Origin of the sequence: Paraburkholderia sp. (assembly GCF_026225065.1) — a bacterium.
Lineage (GTDB): Bacteria > Pseudomonadota > Gammaproteobacteria > Burkholderiales > Burkholderiaceae > Paraburkholderia.
Genome location: NZ_JAMFSB010000369.1, coordinates 18057 through 33209, shown reverse-complemented (window position 1 = coordinate 33209; position 15153 = coordinate 18057). Strand labels below are relative to the sequence as shown.

At 61.6% G+C, this 15153-nt stretch carries 12 protein-coding genes and 1 tRNA gene; 8 read left to right on the top strand and 5 right to left on the bottom strand.

Going from position 1 to position 15153, the window contains the following annotated elements; genetic code table 11:
* Positions 1-365: 365 nt before the first annotated feature.
* Positions 366-441 (bottom strand) — tRNA-Lys (locus M0954_RS25935).
* Between the two features lie 200 nt (positions 442-641).
* Here M0954_RS25935 and M0954_RS25930 point away from each other — a divergent pair.
* Positions 642-1046 (top strand): PaaI family thioesterase, encoded by a 405-nt coding sequence (locus M0954_RS25930; protein ID WP_122153059.1) that lies wholly within the window; start codon positions 642-644, stop codon positions 1044-1046.
* 35 nt (positions 1047-1081) lie between these two features.
* Entirely contained in the window at positions 1082-1948 is an 867-nt protein-coding gene (locus M0954_RS25925) for a patatin-like phospholipase family protein (RefSeq protein WP_122153060.1), read from the top strand.
* A gap of 76 nt (positions 1949-2024) precedes the next feature.
* Here M0954_RS25925 and M0954_RS25920 read toward each other — a convergent pair whose 3' ends face one another.
* A complete protein-coding gene (locus M0954_RS25920; protein ID WP_297356292.1) occupies positions 2025-3038 on the bottom strand; it encodes a D-2-hydroxyacid dehydrogenase family protein in 1014 nt (337 codons plus the stop codon).
* A gap of 374 nt (positions 3039-3412) precedes the next feature.
* Between M0954_RS25920 and M0954_RS25915 the strand changes: the two genes are divergently transcribed.
* Together M0954_RS25915 and M0954_RS25910 are read left to right on the top strand one after the other, a co-directional pair.
* The gene (locus M0954_RS25915) at positions 3413-5269 is read left to right on the top strand and encodes a phosphoenolpyruvate carboxykinase (GTP) (RefSeq protein WP_297356290.1); all 1857 of its coding nucleotides are present in this window, start codon (positions 3413-3415) and stop codon (positions 5267-5269) included.
* Positions 5270-5610: 341 nt separating this feature from the next.
* Positions 5611-6708, top strand: a complete 1098-nt coding sequence (locus tag M0954_RS25910) for a LysR family transcriptional regulator (RefSeq protein WP_297356288.1) — start codon at positions 5611-5613, stop codon at positions 6706-6708.
* A 142-nt stretch (positions 6709-6850) separates the two neighbouring features.
* On the opposite strand, the gene M0954_RS25905 is transcribed toward M0954_RS25910, so the two are convergent.
* From M0954_RS25905 to dprA, 3 genes are all read right to left on the bottom strand, one after another.
* Entirely contained in the window at positions 6851-9517 is a 2667-nt protein-coding gene (locus tag M0954_RS25905) for a DNA topoisomerase III (protein WP_297356286.1), read from the bottom strand.
* A gap of 227 nt (positions 9518-9744) precedes the next feature.
* Positions 9745-10122 carry a thioredoxin family protein gene (locus M0954_RS25900; protein ID WP_122153065.1) on the bottom strand — a complete coding sequence of 126 codons (378 nt, stop codon included), beginning with the start codon at positions 10120-10122 and terminating at the stop codon, positions 9745-9747.
* A gap of 80 nt (positions 10123-10202) precedes the next feature.
* Entirely contained in the window at positions 10203-11387 is a 1185-nt protein-coding gene (gene dprA, locus M0954_RS25895; protein ID WP_297356284.1) for a DNA-processing protein DprA, read from the bottom strand.
* A gap of 256 nt (positions 11388-11643) precedes the next feature.
* Here dprA and def point away from each other — a divergent pair, with 256 nt between their 5' ends.
* The 4 genes from def (at position 11644) to htpX (ending at position 14965) form a co-directional block, all read left to right on the top strand.
* Positions 11644-12147, top strand: coding sequence for a peptide deformylase (def, locus tag M0954_RS25890; protein WP_122153067.1), 504 nt, complete (start codon positions 11644-11646; stop codon positions 12145-12147).
* A 31-nt stretch (positions 12148-12178) separates the two neighbouring features.
* Positions 12179-13162, top strand: a complete 984-nt coding sequence (gene fmt, locus M0954_RS25885) for a methionyl-tRNA formyltransferase (RefSeq protein WP_297356282.1) — start codon at positions 12179-12181, stop codon at positions 13160-13162.
* A gap of 188 nt (positions 13163-13350) precedes the next feature.
* Complete coding sequence (locus M0954_RS25880) at positions 13351-14001, top strand: LysE family translocator (protein WP_297356280.1); 651 nt, start codon at positions 13351-13353, stop codon at positions 13999-14001.
* A 106-nt stretch (positions 14002-14107) separates the two neighbouring features.
* A complete protein-coding gene (gene htpX / locus M0954_RS25875; RefSeq protein ID WP_297356278.1) occupies positions 14108-14965 on the top strand; it encodes a zinc metalloprotease HtpX in 858 nt (285 codons plus the stop codon).
* Positions 14966-15153 lie beyond the last annotated feature (188 nt).

Below are 15153 nucleotides of genomic sequence, written 5' to 3'. Positions count from 1 at the left end.
GCCGGCATGCTTGCACAGCCAGGCGAGTGTCTCGCGGTCGTCGTCGTTCAGGATGCGGATAAGCTGGTTCATTGCTCTACCCCTGTATGAACATACACACTGTGAATTTATACAGTATTTTGGGAAGATGCAAGGGGAATTGGGGCGGGACGAGCTAATCCGATCGGGACGCCGCGCTTTGGCGAAGATTGGATGAGGAGGGTTTTAGGTGAGGCGGAAGGCTGTCAGCAACAAGCCTGTAGTAGATTGCCTTGGAGCACGTTGTCGTGAAGTTGCGCCCGAGGGATGTGGATACGCAGTGCCTACACGAATCCCAGAAAGCAAAAAGCCCGGTCACGAGGACCGGGCTTTTTGCTGGAATTTCTTGGTGGGGCGTGAGTGACTCGAACACTCGACCTACGGATTAAGAGTCCGCTGCTCTACCAACTGAGCTAACGCCCCCAACAGACTGCGAATTATGAAGGACTTTTTTTAAGTTGCCAAGACCCCTTTAGCAGATTTCTTAAAAAAATTCGTGACACCGGTCGTTTGCTTAAGCGCCGGGCCCGTCAGATTCCAAAAACGCGCACTTTCTACCGTCCCGGTATTATGTTGCCAGACCATGCCGCGCGACGCCTCACGCGGTTCAACGGGGACAAGCGATGGATGACAAAGCGATAGCAGAGCTATTCGACCGCGTGCTGGCGCCGTGGGTGCGCACGCTTGCCCTGACCCCCGTGAAGGTCGACGAGGAGAGTGCGACGATGCGCTTGCCGTTTTCTGGCGAGCTGCGCCACTCCGGCGGCGTGATCTGCGGCCAGGTCTTCATGGCGGCGGCCGATACGGCGATGATCGTCGCTATTTCCGCCGCCCTCGACGGCTTCAAACCAATGACCACCGTCTCGCTGAACATCAGCTTCATGCGCGCAGTGCGCAAGGGTGACGTGTTGATCACCGCGCGCGTGCTACGGATGGGCCGCAACCTCGTGTTCGGCGAAGTCGAACTATTCGACGAGGACGGCAAGATGGCGGTCCACGCCACCACCACCTACGCGCTGCTCTCCTAAACGCCGCGCGTCAGATTCCAGGGGAAAACGAAGCAATGTTCGATCAGGTCGTATTCGCGGGCGGTGGCAATCGCTGCTGGTGGCAGGCGGGATTCTGGGACATCGTGCAGCCGGAACTGAAGATCCGGCCGCGCGTGATCACGGGGATCTCGGCGGGCGCGGCCACGGCATGCATGCTCTACACGCGCGATTCCGACTGGGTCATGCGCTACTACGAAGACGCACTGCGCCACAATACCCGGAATGCCTACTGGGGCAATCTGCTACGTCGCGAGTCAGTGTTTCCTCACTATCGGATCTACCGCAAGGCACTCCTCGACATCTACGGCGAAAAGTTTGCGTCACTCGCGCAGGCGCCTGAAATCCGCATCGGCGTGTCGCATCTGCCGCGTTGGCTCGGCGCACGCACTGCGGTCGCTGCGGGCTTGATCGCGTACAACATCGAGAAATATGTCCGCAAGACGCTGCATCCCACGCTCGGTCAGACGCTAGGTTTCCACCCGGAATTCGTGCGGGCGCAGGATTGCGCAAGTGTTGAGGATCTCGCGGATCTGATCCTGCAATCGTCTTCGACGCCGCCCTTCACGCCGGTCCTGCGGCGCAACGGCCGGCCGGTCCTCGATGGCGGGATGGTCGACAACGTGCCGGTCGGCGCGCTCGATGACACGCCGGGCAACGTGCTCGTGATGGTCACGCGCCTCTATCCCCGACCCCAGATGTTCGTCGTGCCGCACGGTGCGCAGCAGCGGCTGTATGTGCAGCCGTCGCGCAAAGTGCCCATCTCCAGTTGGGATTACACGAGCCCGTCCCAGATGCAGCACGCGTACAACCTCGGCCGCGCGGACGGTGAGCAGTTCCTCGAGCACATGCCGCAGTTGCTTGAAGCCGCGCTATACGATTGACCTGACGGCAAAGCCGGCAACGGGAGGTTGTTTGGCGGCAAGGACCAAAACACGCAAAGGCCGCCGCCCTCTGTCCTTACCGCCGGCGCCCGCCCTGCAACGCCTCAGGATTCGCCACACTCGACATATCGCCTGCGTCGAACGCCAGAATATTCTGGAACGCCGCGCTGAAATACAACTCGTAGCTCTCACGCTCGACGTACCCGATGTGCGGCGTGCAGATCACGTTTTCCATCCGCAGCAGGCTGTAGCCCTGCAGAATCGGCTCGCTTTCATAGACGTCGATCGCGACCATCCCGGGCCGGTTTCGCGCTAGCGCATTGACCAGCGCATTCTCTTCCAGCAGTTCGGCCCGGCTCGTATTCACAAGCAGTGCGGTCGGCTTCATCCGCAGCAGGTCTTCCTGCTTGACGATGCCGCGCGTGTCGTCGTGCAGGCGCAGATGCAACGAAAGCACATCGCTCTGTTCGAACAGCGCCTCGCGGCTTTCGGCAACACCGTAACCATCGGCACGCGCCGCTTCGAGCGTGCTGCCGCGCCCCCAGACCAGAACGTTCATGCCGAACGCCTTGCCATACCCCGCAATCAGACGACCGATTTTGCCGTAACCCCAGATCCCGAGGGTCTGACCACGCAGAACTTGGCCCAGACCAAAGTTCGGCGGCAGCGCCGAAGTATTCAGCCCCGACTGCTGCCAAGCCCCTTGCTTAAGGTTTGCCACGTATTGTGGGATGCGTCGCTGGGCAGCCATGATGAGAGCCCACGTCAGCTCGGCCGGCGCGATTGGCGAGCCGCTGCCTTCCAGCACGGCGATGCCGCGCTCGGTACAGGCGGCCAGATCGACATGGCTCGATACCTTGCCGGTCTGGCTGATCATGCGCAGATGCGGGAGTTTGTCCAGCAGTTGCGAGTTGATGCGGGTGCGTTCGCGGATCAGCACCAGCGCATCGACTTCCGACAGACGGCTGGCCAGTTGCCCGAGACCGCGCACTGTGTTGTTGAACACTTTGACGTCATGGTCTGCGAGCAATTGGAAGCAGTCGAGCTTGCGGACGGCGTCCTGGTAATCGTCGAGGATGGCAATCTTCATAGTCTTGGTGTTTTGCGACGCACCATGACGGTGCGGAACGGAGTGTTAAGCTGGCTGTCCCACCATGTGAGGTAGGTCACACGCTGGTTTGGATGGATGCCTTATCGTAGAAAGTGCCGCGAAGATGGCATTACCACGCAAAGGCAGATTGACATCGTTTTTAACAGTTTGTTGCGTGTCGATGCAAGCCGCTTTACAGACGGTTGCAGAGGGCTGCTTGCAGACGGCGCTGCGCAACAGGCTGCATGGCCTATCACGACCTGCACAATCGTGCGCCGATTAGCCGGCGCGACTGGATTGACGCCTCTCGCACGCAGCGTCGTTGGGCTTGGACCGTTTTTCTTTTTGCTTACAAACGAAACGGAGACAGCTCGATGAATCATTCCGCTTTTGCAGGACTCCCGGCCATTGAGGCGCCTGTCTGGGTCAAAAACCGCAAACTGATCGACTGGGTGGAGCGCGTCGCGGCGCTGACCAAACCAGACCAGATCGTCTGGTGCGACGGCTCGCACGAAGAATACGAGCGTCTGTGTGCGCAGATGGTCGCGGCCGGCACGCTCAGAAAGCTCAATCCCGCCAAACGTCCGAATTCCTATCTCGCGTGGTCCGATCCGTCGGACGTCGCGCGTGTCGAGGACCGGACCTTCATCTGCTCGCAGCGTCGCGAAGATGCTGGCCCCACGAACAACTGGATCGCGCCGGCGGAGATGCGCTCGACGCTCGACGGCCTGTTCGACGGCTCGATGCGCGGCCGAACGATGTACGTGGTGCCGTTTTCGATGGGCCCGCTGGGCTCGCCGATCGCCCATGTTGGCGTCGAACTGAGCGACAGCCCTTATGTGGTCACCAATATGCGCATCATGACGCGCATGGGCCGCAAGGTGTACGACGTGCTCGGCACCGACGGCGATTTCGTGCCGTGCGTTCATTCGGTGGGCGCACCGCTCGCTGCGGGCGCGCAGGATGTGCCTTGGCCGTGCAACGACACCAAATACATCGTCCATTTCCCCGAACAGCGTGAGATCTGGAGCTACGGCTCGGGCTACGGCGGCAACGCGCTGCTTGGGAAAAAGTGCTTCGCACTGCGCATCGCCTCGACGATGGGCCGCGCCGAAGGCTGGCTCGCCGAGCACATGCTGATTCTCGGCGTGACCTCGCCGGAAGGGCGCAAGCACCACGTGGCGGCAGCGTTTCCGTCCGCCTGCGGCAAGACCAACTTCGCGATGCTGATTCCGCCGGCAGGTCTGAACGGCTGGAAAATCTCGACCATCGGCGACGACATTGCATGGATCAAGCCGGGCAAAGACGGTCGCCTCTACGCAATCAATCCTGAAGCCGGCTATTTCGGCGTCGCGCCGGGCACCAGCGAGAAAACAAACTTCAACGCGATGGCGACGCTGAAGGAAAACGTCATCTTCACCAACGTAGCGCTGACATACGATGGCGATGTCTGGTGGGAGGGCATGAGCGACGAGGCGCCCGCGCATCTGACGGATTGGCAGGGTAAGGACTGGACGCCGGCTATCGGGGAGGAGACCGGGCGCAAGGTGGCGCATCCGAACGCGCGCTTCACTGCGCCCGCGTCGCAATGCCCGTCGATCGATGCGGATTGGGAAAACCCGGCCGGCGTCCCAATCGACGCGTTCATTTTCGGTGGACGGCGCTCAACCACTGTCCCGCTCGTCACCGAGGCGCGCAACTGGGTCGAAGGCGTCTATATGGCGGCCACCATGGGCTCGGAAACTACCGCCGCGGCTGCGGGACAGCAGGGCGTCGTGCGGCGTGACCCGTTCGCGATGCTGCCGTTCTGCGGTTACAACATGGGCGACTATTTCGCGCACTGGCTGGAAACCGGCGAGCGGCTCGAGCAACTGAACGCGAAGCTGCCGAAAATCTTCTGCGTGAACTGGTTCCGCAAAGGCGCGGACGGCAAGTTCGTCTGGCCGGGCTTCGGCGAGAACATGCGCGTGTTGAGCTGGATGGTTGGCCGGATCGAAGGGGCAGCGGAAGGCGAAGAGCACGCGTTCGGGGTCTCACCGCACTACGAGGACATCGACTGGCGCGGTCTCGATTTCACCAAGGCACAGTTCGAACAGGTGATCTCGGTCGACGACGCGGCGTGGCGCGCAGAGCTCGCCTTGCACGCAGAACTCTTTGACACACTGCAGCAAAATTTGCCGGCAGCACTGCGCGACACCAAAACGGCGCTTGAGGAACGATTGACCGCTTAAAAATGTGAGTGCTCACTCCTAAATTGAGACCGCCTCCGGGCGGTTTTTTTGTTTTCTACCGCTGAGGCCCCAATTTCAACCTACTTCAGACAGGTTATCGCGGAGCTTTCGCTGTTCCGGCAATAAACATAGTCCTGAATGCACCGCAGCATATTGTTTCGTCAAGAGGAACAATCGATGCGCATCGACTACGCTGAGGAGTACGGTGATATGAAACCTAATAAAAAACCCCGTTCTTGAGCAACTTCTCCACGATTTCAGGAGTCGTAAGAGCATTCCCAGTTCGCTTCACTGCTCACATTGGTTTGGTCAGGAAGCTGCAACACGGCAGGAGTTGTCTTATGGATCATTTGCAATCAATGCGAGTTTTCGTCAGGGTGGCGGATCTCGGCAGTTTTGCCCGCGCAGCCAGCGCAATGGATATTTCCAACGCCGTGGCCACTCGCCACGTAGCCGATCTCGAAGGCCGACTCGGTACGCGTCTGCTCAATCGTACAACCCGCAGCCTCTCGCTGACCGAGTCGGGACAGGTGTACCTGGAGCGCGCGCGCCAGATTCTCGACGAACTGGAAGATGTGGAGCAGATGGTGGTGGCGCGCAATCACGAACCGGTCGGGAGCTTGCGCATCGTCGCGCCCGTGGTGTTCGGGCTGCATAACCTGGCGCCCGTGTTGCAGACCTACGCCGAGCGCTATCCGAAAGTGATTCCCGATGTCACGCTGGTCGACCGTCAGGTCGATCTGGTTGAAGAAGGTTTCGACGTGGGCGTGGTGATCGCGCGGCAGATGCGCAGCGCGAGCATCGTCACGCGGCGTCTGACCACGGGTTGCATGACCGTGTGCGCAACGCCCGCTTACCTTGAGAAGCACGGCACGCCGACGCGTCCTGAGCATCTGCTGGAGCATCCGTGCCTGTCGTTGCCGTCCGAGTATTGGGGCGATGAGCGGGTCTTTACCGGTCCGGATGGCGAAGTACGGGTGCGTCCGACGAACGTGATCGTCGCCAACAACACGGAAATGCTGCGTCAGTTCTCGCTGCTCGGCATGGGCATTGCGATTTTGCCTAGCTACCTGATTGGCCGTGACATGACGCGTGGCCGTCTGGTGCGTCTGTTGGGCGAATACCGCTTGCCGCAGGTCGAGATCAACATTGCATACCCAAGCCGCCGCCACTTGCCGGCCAAGGTGCGTACGTTCATCGACCATCTGGTCGAGCACTTCAGCCAGACGCCGAACAGCCTGCTCGGTGAGCAGTGGATCAAGGACGGTCAAGGATGGCCGGTCTCGGTTTCCGGCGTGGACTCGGAGATGATGCCGCCGGAAGCGTTCGACGGTGCTGAGCCGTTGTCGCGTTTGCTGGATAGCGAGATTTCGCCGAAGCTGCCGTCCAAGACGCCGTCTTCGCCGCGGGCTCGGCCGGCGGTGCTGTCGTCGCTCTGAGATGATTTGGTAGGTAACAAAAAGGCACGGCCTCCTACGGAGACTGTGCCTTTTTAGTTTCTGCGCGGTGACTTACGTCACTGACTTCACCGCAGTTTCGGGCCGTGCGTGCAGTTGTGCTTGCTCCGTGCTCAAGTAACGCTTACGAACCAGTCTTGCGCGCCGGAGCCTTCTTTGCAGGTGCTTTCTTGGCCGCGGCCGTTTTCGTAGCCGGCGCTTTCTTCACTGCGACCTTCTTTGCCGGCGCAGCCTTCTCGGCCACCACTACGTCGTCGTCCGTTTCCGTCGCGGTACCGGCTGCTGCCTTAGCGGCAGCAGCCGCTGCAGTCTTGGCAGCCGTTTTCGCCGACGGCTCTTTCTTCTCGAACTCGAAGCCGATCTTGCCGTCGCTCTGCTTGACGAGGAACGCCTTGAAGTTGCGGCCGGTGCGAGACGACTTGAAGTTCGTCAGCAGATCGGTGCGGCCTTCTGCCAGCAGCTTGCCCATCTGCTCGCGCGTGATCTCCTGCTGGAGAATCACCTTGCCCGAGCGGAAGTCGCAAGTCTTCGGATTGGCGACCGAGTTCTCGCAGACGTAGCTCATGCCGTGCTCGAACACATGCGCCTTGCACTTCGGACATGCGCCTACCGGTTGCTGGTCGGAGAAGTCGGGGACCTCACCGTCTTCGCCGCCGGAATCCTGACCGAAGTCGAACTCGAGCTTGTAGTTCTTGATCTCGTCGTCGAGCGAGAGCTTGAGGATCGCCGAGAACGGTCGGCCCATCTTGCTGCGGAAGCCCGACAGCGGCCCGATGGTCTTGTTCTGCAGCAGTTCTTCGACTTCCGGAATTTCAAATTGCCGCCCACCCGGAATCTTCGAAATCGAGAACTCGCACTTCGAGCACGCAAAGCGCCGGTAGTTTTCCTTCACCTGACCGCCGCAATTCGGACACGGCGTTTGCAGCGTCGCGTAGTCGCCGGGGATCGTATCCGAGTCGTATTCCTTCGCACGCTTGACGATGGTCTGCGTCATGCGGGCGATTTCCTGCATGAACGCGTCGCGATGCAGGTTGCCGCGCTCCATCTGCGAGAGCTTGTACTCCCACTCGCCGGTCAGCTCAGGCGCGGTCAGTTCCTTGACGCCGAGCCCACGCAGCAGCGTCATCAGCTGGAATGCCTTGGCGGTGGGGATCAGGTCGCGGCCTTCGCGAATCAGATACTTTTCGCCGAGCAGACCTTCGATGATCGCCGCGCGCGTGGCTGGCGTACCGAGGCCCTTGGCGGCCATCGCCTCGCGCAGTTCGTCGTCCTCCACCAGCTTGCCCGCGCCTTCCATGGCCGACAGCAAGGTCGCTTCGTTATAGCGAGCCGGTGGTTTGGTCACCAGTTGCAGCGCGGCGATCTTGTCGGTCTTGACCTTCTCGTCCTTCTGGACCGGCACGAGGTTGGCGTCTTCACCGCTGATTTCGCGGCCATAGACCTGCAGCCAGCCCGGTTCGACCAGCACCTTGCCTTCTGTCTTGAAGTGATGGCCGACCACTTCCGTGATCCGCGTCGTCACCTTGAATTCGGCGGCCGGGAAGAACACGGACAGGAAGCGCTTCACGACGAGGTCGTAAAGCTTCTGCTCGGGTTCGGACAGGTTCTTGGGCGCTTGCAGGGTGGGGATGATTGCGAAGTGGTCGCTGATCTTCGAATTATCGAAGATGCGCTTGTTCGGCTTCACCCAGCCCTTGTCCAACACCTGCTTGGCGAACGGCAGGTAGTTGTTGCTTTCCTTGAGCATGCCAAGCGTCTGCGTGACCGTTTCCATATAGTCTTCGGGCAGCGCGCGGGCATCGGTACGCGGGTACGTGAGCACCTTGTGCCGTTCGTACAGCGCCTGAGCCAGACCCAGCGTGTTCTTCGCCGAGAAGCCAAACCGGCCGTTTGCCTCACGCTGCAAGCTCGTCAGGTCGAACAGCGCTGGCGACAGTTGCGTGGTCGGCTTGGATTCTTCCGTGACAGTGCCGATCTGGCCGCGACACGCCGCGACAATCGTCTCGGCGGCGGGCAGCGCCCACAGACGCGAGTCGCGCTTTTCCGGGTCGAATTCGTCGCGCTTGAATTTCGGGTCGAACCAGCGGCCTTCGTAGAAGCCCGCCGCGCAGACGAAGTCCGCTTTCACTTCCCAATAGTCGCGCGGCACGAAGCGGCGAATCTTTTCTTCGCGCTCGACCACGATCGACAGCGTCGGCGTCTGCACCCGCCCGACCGTGGTCAGGAAGAAGCCGCCACCCTTGCTGTTGAACGCCGTCATGGCGCGGGTGCCGTTGATGCCGACCAGCCAGTCCGCCTCTGAGCGGCAGCGTGCGGCGTCGGCGAGCGGCTGCATTTCTTCGTCGCTGCGCAGACGGGCAAAACCGTCGCGAATGGCCGCGGGGGTCATCGATTGCAGCCACAGACGCTGGACCGGCTGTTTGGCTTTGGCGTGCTGTGCGATCAGGCGGAAAATCAGCTCACCTTCGCGCCCCGCGTCACATGCGTTGATCAGATGCTCGACGTCCTTGCGCTTGAGCAGCTTGGTCAGCACCTTGAGCCGCGATTCGCTTTTTGCAATCGGATTCAGGTCGAAATGCGGGGGGATGACGGGCAGATTGGCGAAACTCCACTTGCCGCGCTTGACTTCATATTCTTCGGGCGCGGCGATTTCGAGCAAGTGGCCGACTGCCGAGGAAAGGACGTAATCGTCACTTTCGTAGTATTCGTCATGCTTGGTAAAACCGCCCAAAGCCCGCGCGATGTCATTCGCGACGGAAGGCTTTTCGGCGATGATCAGTGCTTTGGACATGACTGGGTATGAGTTGGTAGATCGGGTTTAGGCCTTGGGCTTACGACCCCTAGGTTTGCGACCCATTAACGACCGCTTTATAGCACACGCCGTGAAAGGGGCGTGTCAAGTGCCTTAAAAAGCGGCCCATCATAATTGCGTGTCTATCTATTGAGCAAGCGGCGGCGGACGCAGTGCAGACTGTTCGCAACGCCCGTGCCATAAGACTGCGGGTCAAAATGCGCCGTTCAGGCCACGGCCAGGGCCGGCCTCAACTTCGGCGCGCCGGTCACGCCGGGCAACGCGGTCAGATCGGCCAGCATCCGGTCGACGATGGCCGCCTGGGGCAGCACGGTGCCGAAAAACCGCGTAGTGATGCCGTCCTCTATCAGAATCGTAGGAAAATTTTCTACGTCCAGGTCGTCGAAGCGATCGGCGTGGGTTTCGATATCAATCCACGCGAAACAGATTTCCGGATGCTTGTCCGCCAACCGATCGAACGCGTCGCGGTAATCCCGGCAGGTTCCGCACCACTCCGCGCACAGGCACGCCACGAACAGTGTCTCGTGGTCATTGACGCGCTCGGCGATCCGGTCCAGGTCGGTGTCGAGGTTCAGCGCGGGCATGTCGGTTCCTTGCGTACTGGTGTCAGGTGCTTTGGCGCGAATGTAGCATGGCGCGTACTCTGCCGCGATTAACCCTGCGCTCAGCCGTGGCTCGCCCGGGCGAACTGGCTGCCTGGTAAAACCGTCAGATGGCCGGCCAACTCGAGCTGCAGCAGGGTGCTTTGTAATGTTGCTTCCTGCATGTCGGTGCGGGTGGCAAGAATTTCAAGCGTTGCCGGGGCGTAACCGAGCGCAGCGAGCAGCTTTTGCGCCTCTGGAGCGAGCTCTGACGCGTCAGTCGCGCTCGCGGTGGGTTTCGGCGTGGGTGTCTGCCGTGACGGCCTCCCACCCTCAAACAAGGCGGTGAAATCGCCTTTAGATGGCGGTGGGGCGACGAACCCAAGCTCTTCGAGTATCTCCGCCGGCGTCTCGACCAGTTTCGCGCCCTGTTTCAGCATTCTGTGGCATCCGCGCGACAGTGGCGCGTGAATCGAGCCGGGCAGCGCGAACACGTCGCGCCCCATTTCGTTGTCGAGGCGCGCGGTGATGAGTGACCCGGAGTGCATCGCGGCCTCGACGATCAGCACGCCACCGACCAGCCCTGCGATCAGCCGGTTGCGCTGCGGGAAGTTGGCGGCGCGTGCAGGTGTGCCGAGCGGCCATTCCGAGACGATGGCTCCCTCGGCCGCGATCTGCCGTGCGAGCAGTTGATGCGCGGCCGGATAGACGAGGTCGGCGCCGGTGCCGATTACCGCGATCGTGCTGCCGCGACCGCTCAGCGCGCCACGATGCGCCGCCCCGTCGATGCCGAGTGCAAGCCCCGACACAACCGCCAGCCCGGCTTCCGAGAGTGCGCGAGCGAACCGCTCGGCGTCCTCGACGCCCTGCGGCGTGGCACTGCGGCTGCCGACCACTGCGACGCCCTTGGCGTGCAACAGATCGAGCCTGCCTTTTATACATAGCAGCGCGGGAGGATCGGGCATCGTCAACAGGGCAGGCGGGTAAGCCGGGTCGTCGAGCGTCACGATGGCATTGCCGGGCAGGTCGCGCCAGGTGAGCACCGCGTCCAGATAACACGTGAAATCGGCGCCCGGCGGCGCGAGCGCTGCACGGGCGGAGGCCTCGTCGGTGGCGGCCGCGAGGAGCGCAAACGGCTGCTCGAGTATCGCGGCCGGCAGGCCGAAAGCGTTCAACATGGCGCGCAGCGCGCCGGGTCGCAAACCCGGCGCCATCGAGAGGCGCAGCCACGCGGCAACTTCGTTATCAGTTGCAGGGAGAGTCTGCATTGCTTATCCATCCTTGAGCACGGCCAGCGGGCAGCCGGGCGCCATGCTAAAATTTTCATCATCCGAAATCACTGCAGCGCCGCGCCCACCCGCGCGGGCTCGTCGTTTGCGCAAAGTCTGGCGCGTTGAATCGAACCGGTTCGACACCACCTATCCTCTGCGTAACGCGACGCTCCCACAAGCTAGCCGAATGGCCAGTGACGCGAGTGTTTGACCTTTCCGCCCATCGGCGGCGCCTAAAATTAACTTCAAGATCATGGCTTTACTGAACATCATCAATTACCCGGACAAGCGCCTGCACAAGATCGCCAAACCAGTCGAAGCGGTCAACGAACGCATCCGCAAACTGGTCGCAGATATGGCCGAGACGATGTACACGGCACCCGGCGTCGGGCTTGCAGCCACTCAGGTGGACGTGCACGAGCGCGTTGTCGTGATCGACGTGTCGGACACGCACGACGAACTGCATGTCTTCATCAACCCCGAGATCATCTGGTCGAGCGACGAGAAGAAGATCAACGAAGAGGGTTGTCTGTCAGTGCCCGGGATCTACGACAACGTCGAACGTGCTGAGAAAGTGCGCGTGCGTGCGCTCAACGAGAAGGGCGAGACATATGAGCTGGACTGCGAAGGATTGCTCGCGGTGTGTATCCAGCACGAAATGGATCACCTGATGGGTCGCGTGTTCGTCGAGTATCTGTCGCCACTTAAACAGACTCGCATCAAGGGCAAGATGAAGAAGCTCGCACACGCAATGTAATGCGCGTCCATTCCGACTACCTCCCCCGTACATGAGTCATTCGTTGCGCGTCATCTTTGCCGGCACGCCGGAGTTCTCTGCGGCGGCACTGGCCGCTATCCACGAAGCCGGTTTTCCGGTTCCGCTCGTGCTGACGCAGCCCGATCGGCCGGCTGGTCGCGGCATGAAACTGCAGGCCAGCGCGGTCAAGCGTTACGCCGAGGAGCACGGCCTGAGCGTTGCGCAACCGCCCTCGCTGCGCAGGAACGGCAAATACCCAGCCGAAGCCGCAGCTGCGATCGACCTGCTGCGCGCCACCCCGCATGACGTGATGGTGGTTGCGGCGTACGGCCTGATATTGCCGCAGGAAGTGCTGGACATCGCACCGCACGGTTGCATCAATATTCACGCATCGTTGCTGCCGCGCTGGCGTGGCGCCGCGCCGATCCACCGCGCCATCGAAGCGGGCGACACCGAAACCGGCATCACCTTGATGCAGATGGACGTGGGTCTCGACACCGGTGCGATGATCTCCGAAGTCCGCACGCCGATTCACGACGACGACACCACCGCCACGCTGCACGACCGTCTGGCGGAAGCGGGGGCACGGCTAGTCGTCGAGGCACTGGCCGAACTCGAACGCAGCGGCAAGCTCGTAGCCACACCGCAGCCTGAGGAAGGCTTCACCTACGCCGAGAAAATCGCCAAGCACGAAGCCGCGCTCGATTGGCGGCGTCCCGCTGCCGTGCTGGCTCGTCAGGTGCGCGCGTTCGATCCGTTTCCGGGAGGCGTGGCGACGCTCGACAACACTTCGCTGAAGATCTGGGCCGCCGCACCTGCTCAGGCCCAAAGCAATGCGGAGCCGGGCACGATCCTCGATGTCTCGCCGGAAGGTGTGCTCGTGGCTTGCGGCGTGGGCGCGCTGTGCGTCACGCAACTGCAGAAGCCGGGCGGCAAGCGCCTGCCGGTGCGCGAATTTCTCGCCGGCTCGACGCTTGCCGCCGGGCAGCGTTTCGCGCTGCCGGAAGTAGAGTAACAGGCGTTCCAGCCCGCTTTCCATAGGCCATTTGGCCGACTCACGCTGCCCGCCCGGGAGCGTTAGAATCTTCCCTGATAGGTGCCCGTTCCGAGCTTCCCCACAACCTGCCTCCGTGCGCTGAGCATCGGCGAGCAACGGGCGGCGAGGACGCAACGGGCCACCCGCATTTTCCCTGTGAGGATTCGATGTTCGGCATCAGCCATTTTGGATTTTTCGTCGTTGCTGTTTTCCTGCTCAACGTTACGCCTGGGCCGGATACGGCGTATATCGTCGGGCGCAGCGTTGCGCAAGGGCGTGGTGCGGGTCTGATGTCGGCGCTGGGGATTTCTGCGGGCTGCTGCGTGCACTCGCTTGCCTGCGCGTTCGGATTGACCGCGCTGCTCGCCGCGTCGGCAACCGCGTTCACTGTGATCAAGTTCGTCGGCGCGCTGTACCTGATGTATCTCGGCGTGCGGCTGATTTTCACCAAACCCGCTACGGCTGAGGAGGCAGGCGCTGCTGGAGCGGCACGTGCAGCCGGCGCGCCCAAGTCGCTGCGACAGTTGTTTCTGCAGGGCTTCTGGACCAACGTCCTGAACCCGAAGGTGGTGCTGTTCTTCGTATCGTTTTTCCCGCAGTTCGTGACTACGGGCAGCGATCACAAAGCCTTGGCATTCCTGACGCTCGGCGCGGTGTTCGTGCTCATGAGCATGGTGTGGAACAGTTTTGTCGCCTACATTGCGGGCAGCGTCACGCAGCGTTTTTCCGGCAAGCCAGCCATGAAACGGTGGCTGGATCGAGGTGTCGGCAGCGCGTTTGTTGGACTAGGGCTCAAGCTCGCCACGGCATCGCGGTGATTGAATTTTCCTTGCCCGTCCATATCTAACAATAAGCTTACAATGAAATCGCTGCCATCAGGCAGCATTGGATATGAATCCGCATTCGGCGCAAGGAGTGGTGAACATGTTTAACTGGGTCAAAACCGCGATGTTGATGGCCGCGATCACGGCCCTCTTTGTCGTGATCGGCGGAATGATCGGCGGCTCGCGCGGCGTGATGATCGCGTTCGTGATCGCGCTCGGCATGAACTTCTTCTCGTACTGGTTTTCGGACAAGATGGTCCTGCGCATGTACAACGCGCAGGAAGTCGACGAAACCAGCGCGCCGCAGTTCTACCGGATGGTGCGCGAACTCGCTACGCGCGCCAGTCTGCCAATGCCGCGCGTCTACCTGATCAGCGAAGACGCGCCGAATGCATTTGCCACTGGCCGTAACCCAGAGCATGCGGCGGTCGCGGCAACCACCGGCATCCTGCGAGTGCTGTCCGAGCGCGAGATGCGCGGCGTCATGGCGCACGAACTCGCGCACGTGAAACACCGCGACATCCTGATCTCGACCGTCTCGGCCACGATGGCGGGTGCGATCTCCGCGCTGGCGAATTTCGCGATGTTCTTCGGTGGCCGTGACGAAAACGGCCGTCGGGCCAACCCCATCGCAAGCATCGCGGTCGCGCTGTTGGCGCCGATCGCCGGCGCGTTGATCCAGATGGCTATTTCCCGTGCTCGCGAATTCGAGGCGGATCGTGGCGGCGCGCAGATTTCCGGTGACCCCCAGGCGTTGGCATCGGCGCTCGACAAGATCCATCGCTACGCGAGCGGCATTCCGTTCCCGACGGCCGAAGCACACCCGTCGACCGCGCAGATGATGATCATGAATCCGCTCGCGGGCGGCGGCATGGCCAGCCTGTTTTCGACTCACCCGTCCACTGACGAACGGATCGCAAGGCTGATGGAAATGGCGCGCACGGGCCGCTTCGAATAAGCCGCATCGCGCAGGGCGTGCGCGGGCGCCTGCCTGCACACGGGGCGTCTGCGAGGCAAAAGCCGGGAAGGGCGAGTTCCAATGAGCTCGCCTTTTTTCGTTAGCATGTCTGGACGCTGCGCATTTACGTCAGTCCCATTGCTCACCCCCCGCTGTGCACCCCCGCCGCGCGCCCCCAAACAGGCCGC

Bases quoted from the DNA above. Each gene is read 5' to 3' on its own strand.
- M0954_RS25930 (WP_122153059.1), top strand. From the start codon at position 642: ATGGATGACAAAGCGATAGCAGAGCTATTCGACCGCGTGCTGGCGCCG.
- M0954_RS25925 (WP_122153060.1), top strand. From the start codon at position 1,082: ATGTTCGATCAGGTCGTATTCGCGGGCGGTGGCAATCGCTGCTGGTGG.
- M0954_RS25920 (WP_297356292.1), bottom strand. From the start codon at position 3,038: ATGAAGATTGCCATCCTCGACGATTACCAGGACGCCGTCCGCAAGCTC.
- M0954_RS25915 (WP_297356290.1), top strand. From the start codon at position 3,413: ATGAATCATTCCGCTTTTGCAGGACTCCCGGCCATTGAGGCGCCTGTC.
- M0954_RS25910 (WP_297356288.1), top strand. From the start codon at position 5,611: ATGGATCATTTGCAATCAATGCGAGTTTTCGTCAGGGTGGCGGATCTC.
- M0954_RS25905 (WP_297356286.1), bottom strand. From the start codon at position 9,517: ATGTCCAAAGCACTGATCATCGCCGAAAAGCCTTCCGTCGCGAATGAC.
- M0954_RS25900 (WP_122153065.1), bottom strand. From the start codon at position 10,122: ATGCCCGCGCTGAACCTCGACACCGACCTGGACCGGATCGCCGAGCGC.
- dprA (WP_297356284.1), bottom strand. From the start codon at position 11,387: ATGCAGACTCTCCCTGCAACTGATAACGAAGTTGCCGCGTGGCTGCGC.
- def (WP_122153067.1), top strand. From the start codon at position 11,644: ATGGCTTTACTGAACATCATCAATTACCCGGACAAGCGCCTGCACAAG.
- fmt (WP_297356282.1), top strand. From the start codon at position 12,179: ATGAGTCATTCGTTGCGCGTCATCTTTGCCGGCACGCCGGAGTTCTCT.
- M0954_RS25880 (WP_297356280.1), top strand. From the start codon at position 13,351: ATGTTCGGCATCAGCCATTTTGGATTTTTCGTCGTTGCTGTTTTCCTG.
- htpX (WP_297356278.1), top strand. From the start codon at position 14,108: ATGTTTAACTGGGTCAAAACCGCGATGTTGATGGCCGCGATCACGGCC.